The following is a 20,479-nucleotide window of genomic DNA, read 5'->3' on the forward strand; positions in this document are numbered from 1 at the left end:
TTTAATGGACGTATACCACAAGCGAAAGCCCGCTAAACGATTAGTCAGCGGGCTTGCTTTTTATAAATTTTCATTCAAATATTCCTTCGCTTCCTCAGGTGAAGCGAAAGGTTTTATAAAAGTGACTTCTTTGCCGTCATTGGCGACTGCCAGGAATCCATCCGCTACTTGGATAATATCTGCAGAAACATTCTTTTGCCCTTCAGGCTCTACAGTATCAGCGATTGTCGCCTGTCCTTTATCAACCCAGGACTGGACTTCAACAGCGTAAGCATCATAATCCATTCCTTCATAGAACCTTTCTTGCAGGTAATCCGTAGTCACCGGATCCTCATCCGTCTTCACTTCCGTTTCTGGCGGACCCTCCTGGCCGATTTCACTATCATCAGCACTGCATCCAGCAAGGATTCCAGCCGCTGCTAAAGATATAAGTAGTTTCTTCATAAAATCCTCCTTGTTGTAAGATTCTCTTATTATCCCTATACCCTATTAATCAGGCGAAAAAAGGTTTCGCACCGTTTGGATGGAATTGGAAAAACTAGTGCGATAACATTTTTTCAAATGTCCTAAAACGATCAGTGGGATGATAATTCTGCAACCCGAAATATATTCTCTGCAACCGGGAATAAAACTGTTCCAACCGGGAATATATTCGCCCGACCAGGACTACACTCTCTATTTACGGTAATTTGTCCTCAAAATAGTACTCATTTCTCCTTCCGGCCATAATTCGTTTGTTTTTTCAATAAATAAAAAACAGGATTCCGGCCTGGAATCCTGCTATACCGCTTTATTTTCACTCTGGTGCAGTGAATGAACGCTGTGCGAGTTCGTTTTCGAGCATGAAGAATGCGTTGCTGTCCTGGTCAATCCGGCGCAGTTTCTGGATCAGGCTGTCGAATAAGGCTTCTTCTTCAACCTGCTCTTCAATGAACCATTTTAGGAATGTCATTGTCGCATGTTCGCGCTCATCAAGTGCGATGTCCGCAAGATTGTAAATACGGCGCGTCACTTCCTTCTCATGTGCCATGCCTTTCTCAAAAACATCAAGAACAGACTCGAACTCGTTTGATGGGGCATGGAAGCCGTCGAATGTCACGCGCTCGCCCATATCATTGATGAAATTGTAAAATTTCATCGCATGGAAGCGTTCTTCTTCAGCTTGTACTAAAAAGAAATTCGCAAAACCATCTAAATTTTCCGCCGAGCAATACGCAGCCATTGCCATGTACGCATGAGCAGAATAAAATTCATAATTCATTTGTTCGACCAAACCATTAACCAACTTATCGCTGATCATTGTGATTCCTCCTCAATTTATGCAGCTCTTTTCTTTTTACGCTAACATAGTTATTTTGCCTTCACAATTGAATTTTACCCTTTTGTGCTGTTTAAAACCATGTTTATCCAATGGACATTTGTTAAAACCAGTTTATCCAAAGGGCATCAGTAAAAAGGCAGCCCGGAAGCCAATAATCTAGCCCCCTGAACTGCCCTTGATCGATTAAAATAAATCCATTAAAAGATCCCAAAACCCTTTCTTTTTCTCAGGCTTTGTTTGTTTCTCTTCTTGTTCTTCTTTTTCAATAGCTTCTGTTTTGATGACGAATTGTACGGAAGTGATGTTCTCGTTCTTCGGAGACACAAAAGAAACTGGCTCGAAGTCTGATTTGTCATACTCCTTGATCATTTCATCGATTTCCTGCTGCATTTGCTCAGGCAGGTCTTTCGTTTCCTTATGCAGCTCACTTGTTCCATTGTGGAGCTCGCCGACTCCCTTATTCAATTGTCCTGTGCCATCCGCCAGACCGGCAACACCTGAATGCAGCTGGTTATAGGAAGCTGCAAGCTTGCTCACTCCTCCTGTATAACCAACAAGGCCGGAATGGAATTCGCCGTAATTAGCGGACAACTCAACAAGGCCCTTTTGCAGCTGTTCCAGGCCGCTCATATCCATGTCCTTAAGGGATGAAGACAGTTCATCGGCTATCGCTGTCAGTCCTGCACTCATTTCGGTTACCGACCCGCTAACCTGCTTCAGTGTAGGGTCAACAGCTGCGAATGCTTCCTGCACCTGTGAATAAGTACCTTTGACTTTCTGGGCAGCAGAATAGGATTCAACCAGTTTGTTGACAACATTCGCATCCGCGCCGCTGCTGTATAATGCTTTTATTTCTTCCTCAGATATCTGATGAGCCGGGATGCTTTTAATCGCTCCATCAAGTGCGCCGTACCCCATTGCGTAGTTTTCACGCAAAGCTGTCAGTCCATCGGCAGCCTGATTCATCCCGCTGGCTAATTGAGTCAGGACCGCTGGCAGTTCATTCAAGCTCGTCACATCCATTTGAGCTGAATCCCCGGAAAGTGACGTGCTGATTTGCTTCAATGCCTCGCCAATGGAACTCGATGCACTGACGATTTGTGAGGATGAGCCATTCAGTTCGCTCATGCCGTTCTTATATTTTGCCGAACCATCACGCAGGGTTGCTGCGCCATTATTTAGATCCGAAACACCTTTTTTCAAATCGCCAACGCCATTATTCAAATCACTGATTGCATCTGATAGTGTCGACATGTCATCGGTCATGCTCTCCATTTCCGAAGTGTCGATCGGCAGGGTCGACGGAACGGCTGCAATATCGACACCGGTGAATTCAAAATCATCCACGTCTGCTTCGACACTGAACTCTTCCTCCTGGCCTGGCATGACAGTAAAGGTAATTTGCTTGTTTTTTCCGGCATTTGCAACCATGCCGCCATCCGCTTCTATATTTTGATAGCTATTCGAGAGTTGCAGGGAAACTTGCAGAAGGTAATTCTCAAAGTAAATACTGTCTGCTTTTTCATTGGAAGCAGTATTGATCTTTATTTCCAAGTTACCTTCTTTTCCAGCAAGTTCGGATGCTTCTACCTTTCGCCCATCCAGCAAATAGGAAATCTCAATATCCCATGGCAGCTCTGTATTGTCTTCCATGTTTCCCTGATAATAAAACTTTCCTTCAGGGGCATCTATCTGGACAGCCTGCCCATTCTGCTCAAGGGCGGATAGGTCAGTCAGGTTCTTAACGCTGCTGTACATCCCATAATCGAGAATTTCTCCGGCCTTCGCTACCTCCAAAGTATTGACGACATAAATATCATCAAGGTCTCCATTGGATTTTAGCGTCGCGTATACGACTTCGTCCTTGGAAGTGATTTTCCCTCCGGTTTCTGCCGCCACTCCATTACTAAGAAATGAAGGCAAGATGATCACCGTTGCGAGAGCAGCAGGAAGTAATTTATTTGTTCTCATCATCATTTCTCCTCGTAAAAATTTGCTTTATAGGTCGTCTTTTTAATCAATTTATCGAATACGAGCAGCATAGCCGGCAAGAAGAATACGACCATCACGAACGCAAGCAATGCGCCCCTTCCTAATAACAGGCCGATGGATCCAACAATTGGGTTGGAAGACGTCAGCCATAAAATAAATCCGACACTCGATAAAATCGCTGCAGATATGGAGATGGAGAACGTTTTTTCATCCAATGTTTTCACGATTGCTTTTTTCGCGGACATTACCTGGCGATTATGCTGGTAGGCTTCTGTCAGCAAAATTGCGTAGTCGACTGTTGCCGCCAGCTGGACCGTACTGATGATCAAATATCCGACAAACACTAGCGATGAACTTGTAAAATACGGAATCGACAGGTTGATCCAGACGGCTGATTGGATCGTGATCAGCAGTACCAGAGGAATCGAGATCGACTTAAAGGTTGCCAACAGGACAATAGCAATCGTAACGACCGTCAACACGTTTACGACAATATTATCCTTGTTGACGACATTCTTGATATCATACAGTGTTACGCTTTCTCCCAGGCTCATTGCCTGATCACCATAATATTCTGCAGCTGCTGATTCTACCTTCTGGACAATCGAAAAAGGAATATCCCCTTCTGTCCCCTGATTCGTATTGATGATGATCCGACTGTAATTTTCCGAATAGAATTCGTTGGTGATGGATTCATCCAAGTATTCAGGCGGAATGACCGAGCCAACCATATTAACATAAGCAATAACGCTTGTAACGTAATCCATATCCTCCAGCTCCTGGACTAACTCTGCTTCCTTCGCTGGATCTCCTTTAGGAACCAAAAGAACAATCGGAGTCGTTTCTCCAAACGCTTCTTTTATCTCGATAAAATCACTGCCCGCTCGTGTTGTTTCCGGCTGTTCGCCAAGGCCGTAAGTAAATGCCGTATTGCTTTGCGCCAAAAAGCTTGGAACGAGAATCGCAAAAACAAGCAGCAAGCTTGGTATCTTAAGTTTGACCACAAAATTTCCAATCCCAGTAAAGCTTGGAACAAAACTTCTATGCTGCGTTTTGTCCATCCATTTATAGAAAAGTAAAGTGAGTGCCGGTAAAAACACCATGACACTGATGAAACTCAAAACAATTCCTTTTACCAGATTGATCCCAAGATCTGAGCCAATTTCAAACTGCATGAATGTCAAGGCGATAAATCCAAAAAATGTTGTCGCCGCACTGGCAGTGATCGCGGGGAATGACTTTTTCATCGCCAACTGCATAGCCTCTTCCGGGTTACTGGTTTTCTTCCGGTAATCAGAGAAACTGTGAAGCAGGAATACCGCGTAATCCAGTGAAACGGCCAGCTGCAGGATTGGAGCGACCGACTGGGTAACGAAGGAAACCTCGCCGATAAAAATGTTCGTTCCCAAGTTGATCAGGACCGAAACCCCGATTGCCGTCAGGAAGAATAAAGGCTCAATCCACGATGTGGTTGAGATGACGAGAATAAAGATAATGATCGGAACGAGCAAAATCGCTGCGTACATCGATTCTGTTCCAGCCATTGTTTGCGATGATGCCGTATTGATAGCTTCTCCGGCAATCGCTCCGTCTTCCCCAATCAAGTCATAAATCGCCTCGGTGATTGGAACCTCATCACCAGAACGCACACTGATCGAGAACAGAGCGTTTCCATCTTTATAGTAATTTTCGACTGTCTCTTTGTCTGCTATTTCAAGAGGTGTCTTCAAATCCACCACATCATCAAGCCAGATGACGTCACCAACACCATCAATGGCTGACAATTCTTCTTTAAGGCTGAGTGCTTCCTGCAAGGATATATCCCTTACCATCACCCTCGTATCTGGTACCTCAGCAGTAAACTCCTTTTCCATGATTTCCATTGCCCTTGTTGACTGGGCATCTTCAGGCAGATAATCCACCATATTATAATTGACCGACACAAAAAATTGCGCCACCGTCGAAATTAACGCAAATAATACAAACGCGATTACAACAGCTTTCTTGTGTTTGATGATTTTTTCAGCAATGCTTATCATTCTTCAACCTCACTTGAGTCTTTTGCCATTTCACTTTATCATTATATAAACACCGTGTTGTCTATTCAACAAACAGTTGAGTACATTACGTTTAATTCGCAACAGAAAACTACTTTATGTTGGTTAAGTCACTATTTTACAGATAAAGGAAGGGTGTTAGGGATGGACCGACGAAAAAAGTATACCAGGATGGTTTTAAAAGAAAGCCTGATGGAATTATTGAAAAATAAGCCCATTTCAAACATCACGATCAAAGAAATCTGTGAAGAGGCAGACATCAACCGCTCCACATTCTATTCTCATTACTCCAGTCAATATGACCTGCTGAATGCAATTGAAGAAGAATTCATTGAAGAAATGGTATCAACACTTAACCAATATAACTTTTCCAAAGAAGAAGAAGCTTTAAAGATGACAGAGAAGATTCTTGAGTATATTGCCAAGAAAAGTGATGTATGCCAGACACTCCTAAGCGAAAATAGTGATATCCACTTCCAGAAAAAAGGGATGATGATCACCCAGGAATTCATCTTCAAAAACTGGATTTCCGACAGCCAGTTTGACCGAGAAACATTTGAATATATCAATATTTTTGTTGTCAGCGGAAGTATTTATGTGATAAAAAATTGGGTGGAAAACGGAATGGATAAAACACCTGGGGAGATGGCAGAAATCATCAACAACTTTATAAATAAGGGTTTATCAAATATACGATAAAGCGCCAGCCCTAGATACGGGCCGGCGCTTTCATTATTTCAGCACTAGTCTCGTGACACTCTCAATCTGTGAAGTGTGCGGGAACATATCGACTGGCTTGATGTATTCAACTTTATATTTTGAGCTCAGTGTCGTGATATCCTTTGCAAGCGTTGAAGGATTGCAAGAGACATACACAAAGGTTTTCGGCTGGATTTTCAGGACGGTCTTCAGGAATTCGTCATCGCAGCCTGTACGTGGCGGATCGACGACGATCAAATCTGGACGCCAGCCTTCCTTCAGCCATTTCGGAAGCAGTTCTTCTGCTTTGCCCATATAGAACCTGGCATGATTCACTTCATGCTTAATGGCATTTTTCTTTGCATCTTCTATCGATTCCGGAATGACATCCATTCCACGGACCTCGCCAGCCTGATTGGCCATCCACAAACCAATCGTTCCAACCCCGCAATAGGCATCCACAAGCTTTTCCTTACCAGTCAGCATGGCTGCTGCTTTCGCTTCATTGTAGAGTTTGACAGTCTGTTCTGGATTCAGTTGGAAGAATGTACGAGCTGACAGTTCGAACTGCAGGTCGCCCAGGGTCTCCTGGATAAAATCGCTGCCTTCCAGAGTTGCAGTTTCGTTTCCGAAAATGACCGAAGTTTTTTCCCCATTGACGTTTTGGATAATCGAGTTAACCTCAGGAAGACGCTTTTGGATTTCCTGGATGATGATATCCTTTTTCGGCAGCTCTTTCTTGGTCGTGATCAGGACAATTTGGAGCTCTCCGGTCTGCACTCCGGTTCTCGCAACGATTGTACGCACGAGTCCTTTGTGCTTTTTCTCATTGTAAATCGGAATTTTCAAATCCTGCAGAATCCCTTTTACAACCTCTGTAGCTTTGATCGTTGCCGGATGCTGTACTGCACACTGCTCGATGTTGATCAGGTTGTGGGAGTTCAGGCCATATAGGCCGGCAAGCACTTTTCCGTCCTTTTCGCCTACCTGGAACTGGCTCTTGTTCCTGTAACCCCATGGATTCTCCATACCAATCGTCGGGCGGATATCCAGGTCATCGATTTTCAGCTTTGTATGGCGCTCCAAAGCCTGGATGACAATATCACGCTTTTCATTGAGCTGCTGGTCATAGCGCAAATGCTGCAGCTGGCATCCTCCGCACTGATCATAGACCGGACATAGCGGCTTGATCCGATGCTCTGATTGTTTGCGGATTTTCTTGATTTTCGCCTCAGCAAACTTTGGGTGCACCTTTGTCGCCTCCGCGACAATTTCCTCACCCGGCAGGGCACCGGGCACAAACACGACCTGGCGCTTGAAATAGCCTACGCCTTCTCCATTGATGCCAAGACGCTTGATCGTCAGCGGAAAGGTTTGTTTCAGCTCCAGTTTCGCTGTCTGCTGCTCTTTGTTCGTTTGCTGGCCCATTTTCTTATATTGGCCTTTACTTTGCGTTCCATTTTTATGCTGGCCTTTACTTTGCGTTCCTATTTTGTGCTGGGCTTTGTCTTGCGGACCTTTCTTGTTGTGCTGATTATTTTTGGTCTGCTGATCCTCTTTTAAATATTGACCTTTATTGGTGCGTTTATCTTCTTTTATTTGCTGCTCTTTTTTCATAAAACTTCACTCCAATTATTCAATGCTTCTCCATAAATAGAGCGAAGCATAGCTTAAATAAGGATTCCATGGTTCTTTATACTTTTCCATCTGTGCTGGAGTCGGCTTTTCATCTAGATTGAAGTATTTCTTCAGGGCATTTTGGATGCCAATGTCCCCCATCGGGAACAGGTTCGGCCGCCCGAGCGCGAACATAAGGAAGTTCTCAACTGTCCATGGACCGACGCCGCGAATTTTGATCAATTCCTGTGCCACTTCTGCATCAGATTTCGATTTCATTTTTTCAAAATCAAGCTGACCGGATGCTGCCAGTTCGGCGATTCCGATTACATACTCTGCCTTCCGTCCACTGAATTGTAATTCACGCAGCTGTTCAACCGAAAGCTGCGCCACTTTTTCAGGGGACGGATAAAACCAAACGCCATCCAGCTCATCGCCGAAAGATTTCACGAACCTTTCAGTTAAAGTAAAAGCGAATTTAAGGTTGACCTGTTGATGGATAATGCTCTTGAGCAAACTCGAGAACGGGTCAAATTCCAGGACGAGCGGAGTGCCGTAATGTTCATTGAACAAGTTTTTTAACTCGGTCGTCTGGAAATGCTCATGAATCTGGATCAATTTCACATCCCATTGAAAAATTTCGGACAGTCGCTCGAGCGTCTTTTCTTTTTCGTTGTCCGCACGGATGAGGAATTCTGGGTTTTCCAGAGTCCCAGTTCCGATGACTTCTGCAACGATTTTTTTATTGTTAAAAGAAAGCGGAACCTTAACAAGCCGCTTTTCGATATCAACACAATGCAAAGGATCAAGCGCCAGCCTGCTTAAAGCAAGATCAAAATCATATGGTCCTGAAAATGAGACCTTTTCTTCCCACATATACTAACCGCCCTTAAGTATTTTCCCCGTATTATAGCATTTTCGCAGGTTTTTTACGAAGAAATGGGATTTTTTAAAAAGGAAACTGTATCTGTTTGTTTAAAATTTTGATAAGAAAATGGGTGCCTGTTATTTTTATAGCGAAAAAATCTTTTTTATAGCGAAAAATAAGATATTATAGCGATAATTTCATTTTTATAGCGAAAATAAAATTTTTATAGCGAAAAATCCATTTTTATAGCGAATTGGAAATTATCAAGAACTTTTTCCAATTTCAATAATCCCGGCACCTGAAAAAGTGCCGGGACAAACAAACTTTCTAATATAACATCGGATCCTTCATCCCGCCCTTACTTAGCATCAGATCATCCAGGCTTTTAAATTTATAGCCTTGTTCTTTTAAATCCCTGATTACTTTTCCAAGGGCATCGGCATTGTCCTTTGATACCGTATGCAGCAGCAGGACTGCGCCCGGGTGGATCTGCGTCATGATTTTATCATAAGAGTATTGAGCGCCTTTTTGCTGGTCGGTATTCCAGTCAACGAAGGCGAGCGACCAGAAAACATGGGTGTAGCCGGCTTCCTTCGCGACTGCCATCGTCTTTTCGCTGAAAATTCCGCGCGGCGGACGCAAATACGCCATATGCTTTTTCCCAGTAATTGTTTCCGTTTCAGCCCTGACCATTTCCAGTTCCTTTTTAATTTTCTCATCACTGATCTTCGTCATATCAGGGTGGTGCCATGAATGATTTCCAATGATATGGCCTTCATTGGCCATTCGGGCAACAAGCTCGGGTGCACTCTCTAGATAATGCCCTGTCACAAAAAAAGCAGCCGGCACCTTTTCTTCCTTTAGAATATCAAGAATTTTTTCGGTATAGCCATTTTCATATCCATTATCGAAGGTTAAATATATATCCATTGAATTTTTGTCGCCTTTGTAGACTGCTCCATGGTCTTCAAGGATGACTTCAAACATCCTGCCGGCATCTGCCTGCCTTCCGTTGCGGCCCTTCTTGAAACCCCAGTGCAATGGTGAGTTTGAGTTTTCCTCCGCCCCTGTAGTCGCTGGCAAGGTAATCAACAGCAGCATCGCTGTAGCAAGCAAAATTTTAACTATCTTTTTCATGATGATCCTCCATTGATGTTTTTCCTTAGTGTTCGTCAGCTTGTCAAAAAAATTCTTATAAGTATATCTCTAATTAAATGGCGAATAGTAAAAACATACAAAACACTAAGGAGAAAGCTATGTCAGAAGAACAAAAAATCAATTGGACATCTGGTGAAGTCGGCAACCTTTGGAATATATACATGGCTAACTCAATGGCTGCCTGCATGTTCCGACATTTTCTATTGAATGTGGAAGACGAGGAGATTAAGGACTGCCTTTTATCAGCGGATCAATTGAGCAAGAAGATCCTCTCGGAATTGAAAGAACTATTTAAAACCGAAGGAATGGCAATACCAAATGGATTTTCAGGAGCGGACGTGAACGAACAGGCTCCAAGGCTGTTTTCAGATAGTTTTTACCTGAACTATCTTGATATGATGGTCAAATATGGGGCGCTCTATTACAGCGTCGCTCTGCCTGGTTTCTCGAAGATGGACCTGCGCCATTCAATCACGAATATCCATATTTCTACGCTTAATCTTTCAAATAAGGTAACTGAAATGATGCTAAGTAAGGGATTGCATGTCAGGCCGCCATACATCCCGATACCTAAAGAGACATCTATTGTTGAAAAACAAAGCTTTTTTAATGGCTATTTTGGCGATAAAAGACCTCTTTCAGCAATGGAAATAACCCATTTATTCCTGAACATACAGGTCAATGCAATCAAAACGATCCTTGTCATGGGATTCAGCCAGGTGGCTAAGAATGAAGAAGTAAGGAATTATTTTTTACGAGGAAAAAAAATCAATATCAAACAGCACAACACACTATCCCAAATCATGTATAAAGAAGACTTGCCTGTTTCGATTCCAAGCCAGTTTATGATTACCGATTCTACTGAGGCTCCGTACTCTGATAAACTGATGCTCTTTCATATTTCAAATCTGTCTTCCGCAAAGGTGCGTAACTTTGGGGATTCTATGGCAGTAAGCCCGCGGCATGATCTGGGGTCGACCTACGCAAGATTCCTGATGGAGACAGCGAATTTCGCTGAAGATGGGGGAAATATACAAATCGAAAATGAGTGGCTGGAAAGCCCTCCAGGAAATGTGGACCGCGACCAGCTGGCAAAACAGAAGAAATAGAAAAGCGTAGGCTACTGTCCAACTTTTACAATCGTCTCGAGGAGTCATGAGCCGCAGATAGACAATATAAAAGGAGACTCTCAAAAAGCGAGTCTCCTTCCGTTTAGTTTTATTTGTAAACTCGATCTGCGAACTGTGCCAATTTTTCAAGGGATGATTTCTCAACATCCTCGTGCAGGCTGTTCCCGTGTGAGTCCATCGTGACGACGGCCGTAAAACCTTCGACGTTCAGGTGCCACATTGCTTCAGGAATACCAAAGTTCATCAGGTCAACGCCCTCTACTGACTTGATGCAGTCAGCATAATACTGGGCAGCTCCGCCGATGGCATTCAGGTAAACACCACCATGCTCCTTCAAGGCAGCCAACGTCTTCGCACCCATTCCGCCTTTACCGATAACAGCGCGGATGCCGAACTTCTTCATGATATCGCCCTGATAAGGCTCCTCGCGGATGCTTGTCGTCGGGCCGGCAGCCTTCACGTGCCAGTTTCCTTCTTCGTCCTTCAGCATAACCGGGCCGCAATGGTAGATGATGTGGCCATTCAAATCCACTGGTGAATCATGGTCTGACAGATACTTATGGATCGCGTCGCGTCCGGTGTACATCATGCCATTAATTTTCACGACATCTCCCACTTTTAGCCCGCGGATTTGCTCTTCAGTAATTGGTGCGGTAAGTGTGACAACATTCTCTTCTGCCGGTGCTTCAACAGCTGCCGCAATTTCCTGGGCTGCAGCCTGTGCGAAGTCAATCTTCTCACCTTCCTGATACATCCATTCCTGGATTTCCCCTGTTTCAGGATTTACGGCAACACCAAGGCGTCGATATGCCCAGCAGTTATAGGCAACTGATACGTAGAAGCTAGCAGGAATACGGTTCATGACACCGATTTTGCAGCCAAGAAGCGTCGTTTCGCCGCCAAATCCCATTGTGCCGATTCCAAGCTTGTTCGCATTTTCTATTACATATTCTTCAAGATCTCGAAGGTCAGGATGCGGATTCACATCGTCTACCGTACGGAACAGCTGCTCTTTCGCAAGGTCATACCCGGAAGAACGGTCGCCACCGATGCCAACACCGATGAAGCCGGCGCTGCAGCCCTGTCCCTGTGCCTGGTAAACAGAATGCATGATGCACTTGCGGATACCGTCAAGGTCACGACCTGCCCGTCCAAGTCCCTCAAGCTCAGCTGGCAGACTGTACTGGATATTTTTATTTTCACAGCCGCCGCCCTTAAGAATCAGGCGGGCGTCAATATAGTCATTTTCCCATTGCTCGAACTTGATGACAGGAGTGCCGCCGCCAAGGTTGTCCCCGCTGTTTTCCCCAGTCAGCGAATCAACAGAATTGGGACGAAGCTTCCCATCCTTTGTTGCCTGCGCAATCGCGTTGTAAATCGCTTTTTTCATTTCAAGCTGGTTCGCCCCAACCGGCGTTTTGATTTTGAAGGTTGGCAGGCCAGTATCCTGGCAGATTGGCGATACATTGTCATCGGCCATTTTAATGTTATTAGTAATCGTATCAAGGCTCATCGCTGAACGGGTACCCGCGTTTTCGCGCTCCGCCGCTGCTTTGATTGCCCTGCGCACATCCTTAGGCAGGTTCGTGGATGTTTCAACAATCAGCTGGTACATGCTTTCCTGAAACTTTTCGATATTCATCTGACTACCCCTCTCCCCTTGTTTGCTGTCTCTTTATATGTGAAAATTTGATAACAATTTCTCCGATTTCATTATACTCCTATCATCTTTGTATTTAAAGATAGAAAGTGGAATCGTTTACAAAAAGAAAAGCGAAAGCGCCTTGGTCAGCCCCGACAAGCGCTGGAGGGCCTGACAGTGAAGTCGTTCTTTGACTTCATTGGCAGGACCGAAGCGTCTCGAGGGGCTAGGCGCTGGAGCTGGACATAGAAAAGCGCAAGCGCCTTGGTCAGCCCCGACAAGCGTTGGAGGGCCGACCATTGAAGTCGCTCTTTGACTTCATTGGGCGGACCGAAACGATCGACCTGCTCAAAGCTAACGCTTCTCGCAAGATACTCGAAGAAGATAACTCAGGGATGAAAACTGGCTAGGCGCTGGAGCTGGACATTGAAAAGCGCAAGCGCCTGGTCAACCCCGACAAGCGTTGAAGCTGGACAAGAAAAAATAACTGAAATTAAATAAGAGACCCTGCTTAAGGCCTCTTACAAATCGCGATGCTTGAACTCGCGGCATTTTGCGTCCATTTCTTCAACGATCTGGATCATGCGGTCGATATCCTCCAGGTCCGCTTCCTCTGGATCAATTGCTTCTAGCAACTCTGCAAACATATCCAGACGCTGCTTCAGAAATACGACCTGCGTATTTTTATCATTTATCGGATTACCCAAAATTCTCGCTCCTTTCACTACCCTTAACATCCTACCTAAAAATGGGCGATTGTGCAATATGACGGCTAATAGTTAACACCCCATTGAAATAAGGCTTATCCGATCTATTGGATAGTATTCCCCCTTTCCCATATGTTTGCCCCGGCTTATTTAGGAAAAAACATATATGAGGTGATAAAATGTTCTTTAATTCATGGGATGCGGTTTGGAGAACCTTGATTGTCGGAATACTTGCTTATGCCGCACTCGTATTTATACTGCGGATATCGGGAAAAAGAACGTTATCCAAGATGAATGCTTTCGACTTGATAGTAACCGTGGCTCTTGGTTCAACTTTGGCAACTATTTTGTTGAATAAAAATGTAGCCCTCGCTGAAGGAATCTCTGCCTTCTTCATCTTAATTGCCCTTCAGTATTCGGTGGCATGGCTTTCCATCCGTTCAGACGTGTTCAAGAAGCTTATTAAGTCAGATCCCAAGTTGATTTTTTATCAAGGTAATTATTTAAAAGAAAATATCGTCAAAGAGCGTGTGTTGGAGGTTGAAATTCTCCAGGCTGCGCGTTCCAGCGGCATCAATTCAATGGAACAAGTGGAAGCCGTTGTACTCGAAACGGACGGCCGCATTTCTGTCATAAAAAAATCAGATTCGAAGACCAATACTCTGGATAATGTTGATAAATAGAAGAAGCAGGCTGAATTAACAGCCTGCTTTCGTTTCAACTATTCATCAATCCCAGTAGCCTTTCCTTCCCGGCTAGAATCAGCCGCTCCATAGATCAGCCCTTTTTCACGATCAATCTTGATCGCCTGGACATTGCCGAGCGGGAATGGTCCATCGGCGAACTCGAAGCCCCGCGATTCCATCTCACCTTTCGCCTCCATGCTGATTCCAGATTCCCAGCCAACGAGCGGGCCGGTACTATTGAAAATTCTTGGCTCTTCAATAGCATCTTTAAGGTCCATTCCAAAATCAAGAACATTGACTAGTGTCTGGAATACGGAGCCAATGATCGTTGGACCTCCTGGAGAGCCAAGCGTCAATACCGGTTCTTCGTCCTTAAAAACAATGGTTGGCGTCTTGCAGCTTACCGGACGTTTGCCTGGCTGAATCTCATTCAAGCCGCCCGGGACCGCATCAAAATCAGTCAATTCGTTGTTTAATACAAATCCATGTTCTTTAACCATGATTCCAGAACCAAATGGATGCTCTACCGTAGATGTGCAGGCAACAATATTGCCCCATTTATCGATGACGGTGAAATGGGTCGTTTCGCTTCTCTCCTTTTCAGGCTCGAACGGCTGGCGAATCACGTTTATTTCGTCCCCATCCGTATAAGCCCATGGGTTGCCAAAGTCGACTGCGTCATTTCTTCGTTCGAAATCAATTAGCTTGCGGCGGTCTGCAAGATACTCGTCACTAAGCAACCCTTCTAACGGGATACCTCCAAAATCTGGGTCTCCTGAAAAAGCGATTTTATCTGAAAAAGCAATCCTCATTGCTTCAGTAAACAGATAGTATTTTTCCCACGATTTTGCGTTATACTTACTGAGATCAAAGCCTTCAAGCAATTTTAGAATTTGCAGCATCGTTGTTCCGCCGGCACTAGGCATATTGGACGAAGCTATCTTATAATCTCGGTAGGTTCCCCAGACAGGTTCATCAATCGAGATTTCATAATCTCTGAGATCAGACATTTCCATGATCCCGCCAAGTTCTTTTAGGGTCGAGATAAGTGCTTCCCCAATCTCGCCTTCATAGAAGGCTTCGATGCCATCACGCTGGAGGATGCGGAATGTTTTCGCAAGATGCTCCTTCTGGTAGACATCCCCTTCTTTAAGGGATTTGCCTCCGGGCTGAAACAGTTCCTTCGCATGCTCGCCAAGGCGATAATCAAAGGTGTTAAGGATTTCTTCCATCACCCAGTTTACTTCCACACCTTCTTCAGCTGCCTGGGCAGCAGGCTCGATCAATTCAGCCAGCGGCTTTGTCCCATATTCCTTTCTTGCCGCTTCCATTGCTTTCAGGATTCCAGGAACACCCACTCCTGTGGCATGTGTTGACCTTTTTTTAAATGGGATGACTTCACCTTTTTCATCCAAAAAAAGCTCCGGGTGTGCCGCTTTCGGTGCCCTTGTATGGCCATCAAAGATTTTCGTTGTCTTGCTTTCGGCATGATAGACCATAAAAAAGCCGCTGCCGCCGATTCCAGTCATCATCGGTTCCCCGACATTCAGTCCGAACTGAATGGCGATAGCCGCATCAATCGCATTACCGCCTTCACGAAGGATTTTCTCCCCGGCATTCGTTGCGATTGGATGAGCCGAAGCCGCCATCGCGATTTTACCTGTTGCTGTTTCTCTATCATAATCACACTTGTTCGAGCGTGGTTTAAATTCCTTGTCCATTGGCTGTGACCTCCCAAATTTCTGCTTGTACTTATAACTACCCCTTTTCGAAATATAGAAACAAACAAATATATGGGAGAAGAGACAATTAAAAACCAGTCCTGGAATTCAGGACTGGTTTCCTAACATACAATTATCGGTTGTTATCGTTCTTCTGGTTTTCCGGCGTTACAGTGAAGGAATTTGAAGTATTTCCTAAACCTGTTGTATCAGACGGCTTGCTTTCCATGCCTGTAGCATATGCGTCAGCTGCGCCGTTTGTACCTGAACCGGAGTTTGAAGAGCTTGATTCAGATGCAGAGTTAACCACTGGGTTGTCCATTGCGACAGAACCAGCCTCCTTCACTTTTGAGCCAACGTCCTTCAAGTCATCTTTCGCGTTCATCACAGTAGAGACCGCATCTCCAGAAATGGATTTAGCGTCACCCATCTTGCTGAATACATCATCATTCAGGCGCTGGTAAAGGTTTTGAGCATCACTGATCGCTTCCTTTAGAATGCTGGAAGCTTCCTTGAAGCTGCTCATCATTTGATCCTTTACATCAGTAGGATTGTTTTTGACTTCGCTGATCACATTCATTGATGTGTCTTTGGCATTTACTGCCTTATCCTTCACCTTTGTACGAGTGTTCGAATCAAGCATTGCCATCGCACCGCCAATTGCAGCGCCGATTAGCACACCCTTCATCAGCTTGCCGTTTGATGAGCTAGAGCTACTTGAGCTGTTTACTCCGTAGCTGCTAGAGTAGCCACCCATTGAATTGTTGTTCGAATACGAATCCCCTGAAGTTGTGCTTGCATATGTTGTAGTTCCAGTTGTTGTATCATATGAAGCATTTTCTGTTGAAGAAGAGTACATGTTGTTGTTCATATTGTATGAATTCGATGTGTTGCCCATTGAGTTTTGGTTGTTATCAAGGATGTTGTCAGCCATTATATATTTCCTCCTTTAATATTTAGTGTTTTATTTGGTTATGTCTATCTATTTCCCGGCTCGGACAACCGTTAAACAGGATATATCTACCTTTTGTCAAGAGGAAAAAATTACTAAACAAAAAGCGGAAGCGCCTTGATCAGCCCCGAAAAGCGCTGGAGGGCTGGCCAGTGAAGTCTTCTTTGACTTCATTGGCAGGACCGAAGCGTCTCGAGGAGTTAGGAGCCGCAGCAGGACAAGCGACTCGAGGGGCTAGGCGCTGGAGCTGGACAATTCTCGAAGTGTAAATTTTACATCTTCCTATTACAAACAAGAAAAAAGAACCTTACTCCTTTTAAAGGAATAAGGCCTCTTGTTTGATATTTATCTTGGTCTTTCACTGGAAACAAAACCAAAGCTGACATGATCCTGTACCGGGATCCATGCTCCAATCCCCTGGGAAACAACATTTTTGACGACGATGAATTTCTTGCTCCCTTTTAGCATTAAATAGACCTCGCCATATGTCACCTTTCCCTTTTCATTGATTGCCGGGGCATAAGCATAAAGGTAACCGAGGCGCTTAGGCTGGATATTATAGATATGATCTTTTTTCGTACCGGCGCCGACAATAGTTTCAAACGCAAGCGGCAATCCTGTTTTCTTCGCTGCTTTTAAAAGCATCATCTTCTGCACATCTTCAGCGTTCTTGATTTTCGCGGTCAAGCCGCCCTTCACAACCTTTTGCTGTTCCTGTACATAATGGATTTGATAAATAGAATTCCCGCCGCGATTATCATAGTAGTTCGTATTGATTTTCTGGAACTCCCAGTTCGGCGAAGTTTCAGCCGACACATAATTCAACGGCCACTCCCCAAGATAAACAATCGCGCGATATCCAATTGCAAAAGGAGTGCTGTTAATGGAAGTTTCATTCAGCATCCGGATCAAATCAGGATTCTCAATCTTCACTTTTGACGTTTTCAATAGATTCTTCGTCAGCTCGCTTGGCTGAAGGAAAGGCAAATCCTCCGTCGGGTTCGGATAGGTGTTATCCTTTGTGATATTCATAACTGAATTCGGAATTGTATACTTGGCCTTTTCCGCCTGCTTAGGCTGCGGAGTCTTTTTACCTTTCCCTTCCTCAGCAAACCCAGGCGCTAAAATGGACATCATGAAAACAATCGTCATAACAAGGATAGCTGCTGCTTTTTTCATTGGTGTTGTTTTCTCCTTTCACTACAGGAAACTTATAAGTTTGTTTATAGTGTTTTCGGAGTTCATTAACTTTATCCAAAGTTTAGGCTGCTTTCGGAAAGTTTGTGGATATACAGGCATAATGAAAGGCCCTGTCCATGACAGAGCCTCAAAAAATTATCGTGCAGATGTGAGCAGCTTATTATAAAGTTTTTCACAGTAAGGGTAGAACAATTGGATCAGCGGGCCAATTGCGAACGTTACAATCAATGTACCGATTCCGATGGGTCCTTTGAAAATGAATGCAGCGGACAAGGCAAATACTTCACCAAGCGTTTTGGCTACCATCAGGTTAAGACCAAACCGTTCCCTTAACGCCATCATGAAATTGTCTATTGGTATCAACGGGAACTTCGGCTGCAGATATACTGCCAGCCCAAAGCTTAGCGCGACCATCCCTAATAGAAAGATGGCAAATTGTTTTACATAGCCGGTTACAACCAGATCATCAAACACACGCAGAAGCCAGAAGTCAATCAGCACACCGGTGATGAGCAGAGTGATGATTGCAGCCACATCCGGTCGTCTTTTTACTAGAGCTGCATTGACGAAAATCATGACAATACCAACAATCACAACCCAGCTGCCAGGTGTAAGTCCCACAGTTTTTGATAAGCCGACATTAAGTGCATCCCATGCGCCCGTTCCCAATCCAGCTTTAATGGTCATCGATACTCCAAAAGACAGAATGCTTAACCCGATGATGTAAAATAGAGTGCGATATACAAAAACCATTACATATTCTCCTTCTTATCTAACTGTTAATTTGAACAGAATCCATGAATGAAACATAGGATCGCTCTTTGGAATTTTGTTCAATACAGCGAAAAAAGAACCCTGTCCTCCCGGAACAGAGTTCATTGTTTCTATTATATTAATACAGACAAAATCCAATACTCATTATAGCATATTGTATTAATGGTGTAACTTGCATTTTTGGCGTATTATTGAACGATTTCAAACGTTTCCTCAACCTCAATGCTGCCAACTACAGATTGAACCATTGAGCAGTTTTTTCTCGTCAAAGCCATTGCCTTCTCTATTTTCTTTTCATCGAGATTGTTGCCGGCAATGCGGAAATGGACCGTAATCTTGCTCACCCTGTTCGCTTCCTCCTCGACACGTTCAGCATCAGCCTGGATATGGATATCCTTGATGTCCATCCTCATTTTTTCGAGTACCTTGCGAAGGACACCGCCGCTGCACACCGCCACTGATGAGACGAGCAGCTGGTAAGGCCTGAAACCATACTGATCATCACCAGCCACATCAAGTCTGCCAAAGCCTGCTTCTGTAAAAAAACCAACATCCGGTTTCATTTTGAATTCCATGTCACTCTCTCCCTATGATAACTAGTTATATTTGACTATTACCATGAGATTACACTATTTTTTCCGTAATTAAAAACAAAAACCGTTGCACATAAAATTTTATATCGTTAACATCTAAAGAGTATTAAGTACTCAGGGAGATTTTATCATATGAATATAAGTATTAAGCTTCGTTTCTGGATTTTGGTCAGCATTGTTGCGATTTCAGGTTTTTCACAGGGAATGCTGCTTCCATTGATTGCAATTATTTTTGAGCAGGATGGCGTGTCATCCTCGATGAATGGCTTTCATGCCACAGGCTTGTATCTGGGAATATTGATTGCCTCGCCATTGATGGAGGCCCCGCTCCGCCGATTTGGATACAAACCCATCATTCTCATCGGCGGCTTTACCGTAGCTATCTCACTTGCGCTGTTTCCATTATGGAAATCATTCTGGTTCTGGTTTTTGTTGAGGCTGGCAATTGGAATTGGCGATCACATGCTTCATTTCGCAACACAGACTTGGATTACTTCTTTTTCGCCTAAAGACAGGCTTGGAAGGAATATCTCGCTCTACGGTTTGTTCTTTGGGCTAGGATTCGCTGCTGGTCCATTGATGACGGGTTTTGTAAAAATAAACACGGCCCTTCCATTCATTATATCGTCTGCCATTAGCTTGGCCGCCTGGCTCACCGTCTGGCTGCTGAATAACGAGCGTCCCGAACATGATACTGACAGCAGTTCATTCTTTGGGACCATGAAAAGGTTTCGAAAAGTATTTAAGTACGCCTGGGTCGCATTCCTGCCTCCATTTGGCTATGGATTTTTGGAAGCCAGTCTAAATGGCAACTTCCCTGTCTACGCCATGAGATCTGGCATCGGCGTTGATGCGGTAGCACTCCTGCTTCCGGCATTTGCAATCGGCGGGATCCTTTCCCAGCTGCCGTTAGGCATATTGAGCGATAAACTCGGCCGAAGGAATGTGTTGATCGTCGTCACGTTAGCCGGTTTCATCAGCTTTACCGCCGCTGGCTTGCTGGAGAATTCAACAGTTGGTCTGCTTATTTGCTTCTTTATAGCGGGAACGGTGGTAGGTTCCACTTTCTCTCTCGGCATCAGCTATATGGCAGATTTGCTGCCGAAACAGCTGCTTCCCGCAGGCAATTTAATGTGCGGGATCTTTTTCAGCTTTGGCAGCATAAGCGGTCCGTTCATTGGGGGACTTGCGATACAGTGGCTGAAAGGCATCAGCTTCTTTTATGTGATCAGCACGATGCTGCTGTTGATTTTCATTGCCCTTGTGGCGGTTCGGCATGATAGTCCGAGACAACAGGCAAACTCTGTGTAATTAGAAAAGCGCAAGCGCCTTGTTCAGCCCCGACAAGCGCTGGAGGGCCGA

General features: G+C 44.4%; 18 protein-coding genes. 4 read left to right on the forward strand and 14 right to left on the reverse strand.

Annotated elements, in window-relative coordinates:
* Positions 1–60: 60 nt before the first annotated feature.
* The 4 genes from J7I80_RS01435 to J7I80_RS01450 form a co-directional block, all read right to left on the reverse strand.
* Positions 61–444: a hypothetical protein gene (locus J7I80_RS01435; protein ID WP_214735645.1), complete on the reverse strand. Its 384-nt coding sequence runs from the start codon at positions 442–444 to the stop codon at positions 61–63.
* 352 nt (positions 445–796) lie between these two features.
* A complete protein-coding gene (locus J7I80_RS01440; protein ID WP_192469588.1) occupies positions 797–1,300 on the reverse strand; it encodes a ferritin in 504 nt (167 codons plus the stop codon).
* 204 nt (positions 1,301–1,504) lie between these two features.
* Entirely contained in the window at positions 1,505–3,292 is a 1,788-nt protein-coding gene (locus J7I80_RS01445) for a YhgE/Pip domain-containing protein (protein ID WP_353050072.1), read from the reverse strand.
* A gap of 2 nt (positions 3,293–3,294) precedes the next feature.
* Positions 3,295–5,352, reverse strand: coding sequence for an efflux RND transporter permease subunit (locus J7I80_RS01450; RefSeq protein WP_214735647.1), 2,058 nt, complete (start codon positions 5,350–5,352; stop codon positions 3,295–3,297).
* Positions 5,353–5,514: 162 nt separating this feature from the next.
* On the opposite strand from J7I80_RS01450, the gene J7I80_RS01455 reads away from it, so the two are divergent.
* Positions 5,515–6,069: a TetR/AcrR family transcriptional regulator gene (locus J7I80_RS01455; RefSeq protein ID WP_214735648.1), complete on the forward strand. Its 555-nt coding sequence runs from the start codon at positions 5,515–5,517 to the stop codon at positions 6,067–6,069.
* A gap of 33 nt (positions 6,070–6,102) precedes the next feature.
* On the opposite strand, the gene rlmD is transcribed toward J7I80_RS01455, so the two are convergent.
* The 3 genes from rlmD to pdaA form a co-directional block, all read right to left on the reverse strand.
* On the reverse strand, positions 6,103–7,497 hold the full coding sequence (gene rlmD, locus J7I80_RS01460; protein WP_214735746.1) for a 23S rRNA (uracil(1939)-C(5))-methyltransferase RlmD: 1,395 nt from the start codon (positions 7,495–7,497) through the stop codon (positions 6,103–6,105).
* Between the two features lie 204 nt (positions 7,498–7,701).
* Complete coding sequence (locus tag J7I80_RS01465; RefSeq protein ID WP_214735649.1) at positions 7,702–8,562, reverse strand: DNA-3-methyladenine glycosylase family protein; 861 nt, start codon at positions 8,560–8,562, stop codon at positions 7,702–7,704.
* Between the two features lie 319 nt (positions 8,563–8,881).
* A complete protein-coding gene (gene pdaA, locus J7I80_RS01470; RefSeq protein ID WP_214735650.1) occupies positions 8,882–9,691 on the reverse strand; it encodes a delta-lactam-biosynthetic de-N-acetylase in 810 nt (269 codons plus the stop codon).
* 119 nt (positions 9,692–9,810) lie between these two features.
* Between pdaA and J7I80_RS01475 the strand changes: the two genes are divergently transcribed.
* Positions 9,811–10,821: a DUF3231 family protein gene (locus tag J7I80_RS01475; RefSeq protein WP_214735651.1), complete on the forward strand. Its 1,011-nt coding sequence runs from the start codon at positions 9,811–9,813 to the stop codon at positions 10,819–10,821.
* 109 nt (positions 10,822–10,930) lie between these two features.
* Here J7I80_RS01475 and J7I80_RS01480 read toward each other — a convergent pair whose 3' ends face one another.
* Both J7I80_RS01480 and J7I80_RS01485 read right to left on the reverse strand, forming a co-directional pair.
* Complete coding sequence (locus tag J7I80_RS01480) at positions 10,931–12,484, reverse strand: fumarate hydratase (protein WP_251027526.1); 1,554 nt, start codon at positions 12,482–12,484, stop codon at positions 10,931–10,933.
* Between the two features lie 521 nt (positions 12,485–13,005).
* A complete protein-coding gene (locus J7I80_RS01485; RefSeq protein WP_214735652.1) occupies positions 13,006–13,191 on the reverse strand; it encodes an SE1561 family protein in 186 nt (61 codons plus the stop codon).
* A gap of 179 nt (positions 13,192–13,370) precedes the next feature.
* On the opposite strand from J7I80_RS01485, the gene J7I80_RS01490 reads away from it, so the two are divergent.
* Complete coding sequence (locus J7I80_RS01490; protein WP_214735653.1) at positions 13,371–13,874, forward strand: DUF421 domain-containing protein; 504 nt, start codon at positions 13,371–13,373, stop codon at positions 13,872–13,874.
* 38 nt (positions 13,875–13,912) lie between these two features.
* Here the strand turns inward: J7I80_RS01490 and ggt are convergent, their stop codons facing one another.
* The 5 genes from ggt to J7I80_RS01515 all read right to left on the reverse strand — a co-directional run bounded on the left by ggt (position 13,913) and on the right by J7I80_RS01515 (position 19,099).
* Positions 13,913–15,598 (reverse strand): gamma-glutamyltransferase, encoded by a 1,686-nt coding sequence (gene ggt, locus J7I80_RS01495; protein WP_214735654.1) that lies wholly within the window; start codon positions 15,596–15,598, stop codon positions 13,913–13,915.
* A gap of 133 nt (positions 15,599–15,731) precedes the next feature.
* Positions 15,732–16,532, reverse strand: a complete 801-nt coding sequence (locus J7I80_RS01500; RefSeq protein ID WP_214735655.1) for a YtxH domain-containing protein — start codon at positions 16,530–16,532, stop codon at positions 15,732–15,734.
* A gap of 363 nt (positions 16,533–16,895) precedes the next feature.
* Positions 16,896–17,729, reverse strand: coding sequence for a YfkD famly protein (locus J7I80_RS01505; RefSeq protein ID WP_214735656.1), 834 nt, complete (start codon positions 17,727–17,729; stop codon positions 16,896–16,898).
* Positions 17,730–17,885: 156 nt separating this feature from the next.
* The gene (locus J7I80_RS01510) at positions 17,886–18,503 is read right to left on the reverse strand and encodes a YczE/YyaS/YitT family protein (protein ID WP_214735657.1); all 618 of its coding nucleotides are present in this window, start codon (positions 18,501–18,503) and stop codon (positions 17,886–17,888) included.
* Between the two features lie 209 nt (positions 18,504–18,712).
* Positions 18,713–19,099: an OsmC family protein gene (locus J7I80_RS01515; protein ID WP_214735658.1), complete on the reverse strand. Its 387-nt coding sequence runs from the start codon at positions 19,097–19,099 to the stop codon at positions 18,713–18,715.
* A 150-nt stretch (positions 19,100–19,249) separates the two neighbouring features.
* Here J7I80_RS01515 and J7I80_RS01520 point away from each other — a divergent pair, with 150 nt between their 5' ends.
* A complete protein-coding gene (locus J7I80_RS01520; RefSeq protein WP_214735659.1) occupies positions 19,250–20,428 on the forward strand; it encodes an MFS transporter in 1,179 nt (392 codons plus the stop codon).
* The last annotated feature ends 51 nt before the right edge of the window (positions 20,429–20,479 follow it).

The organism is Bacillus sp. ISL-41, from assembly GCF_018613235.1.
Classification (GTDB): domain Bacteria; phylum Bacillota; class Bacilli; order Bacillales; family Cytobacillaceae; genus Mesobacillus.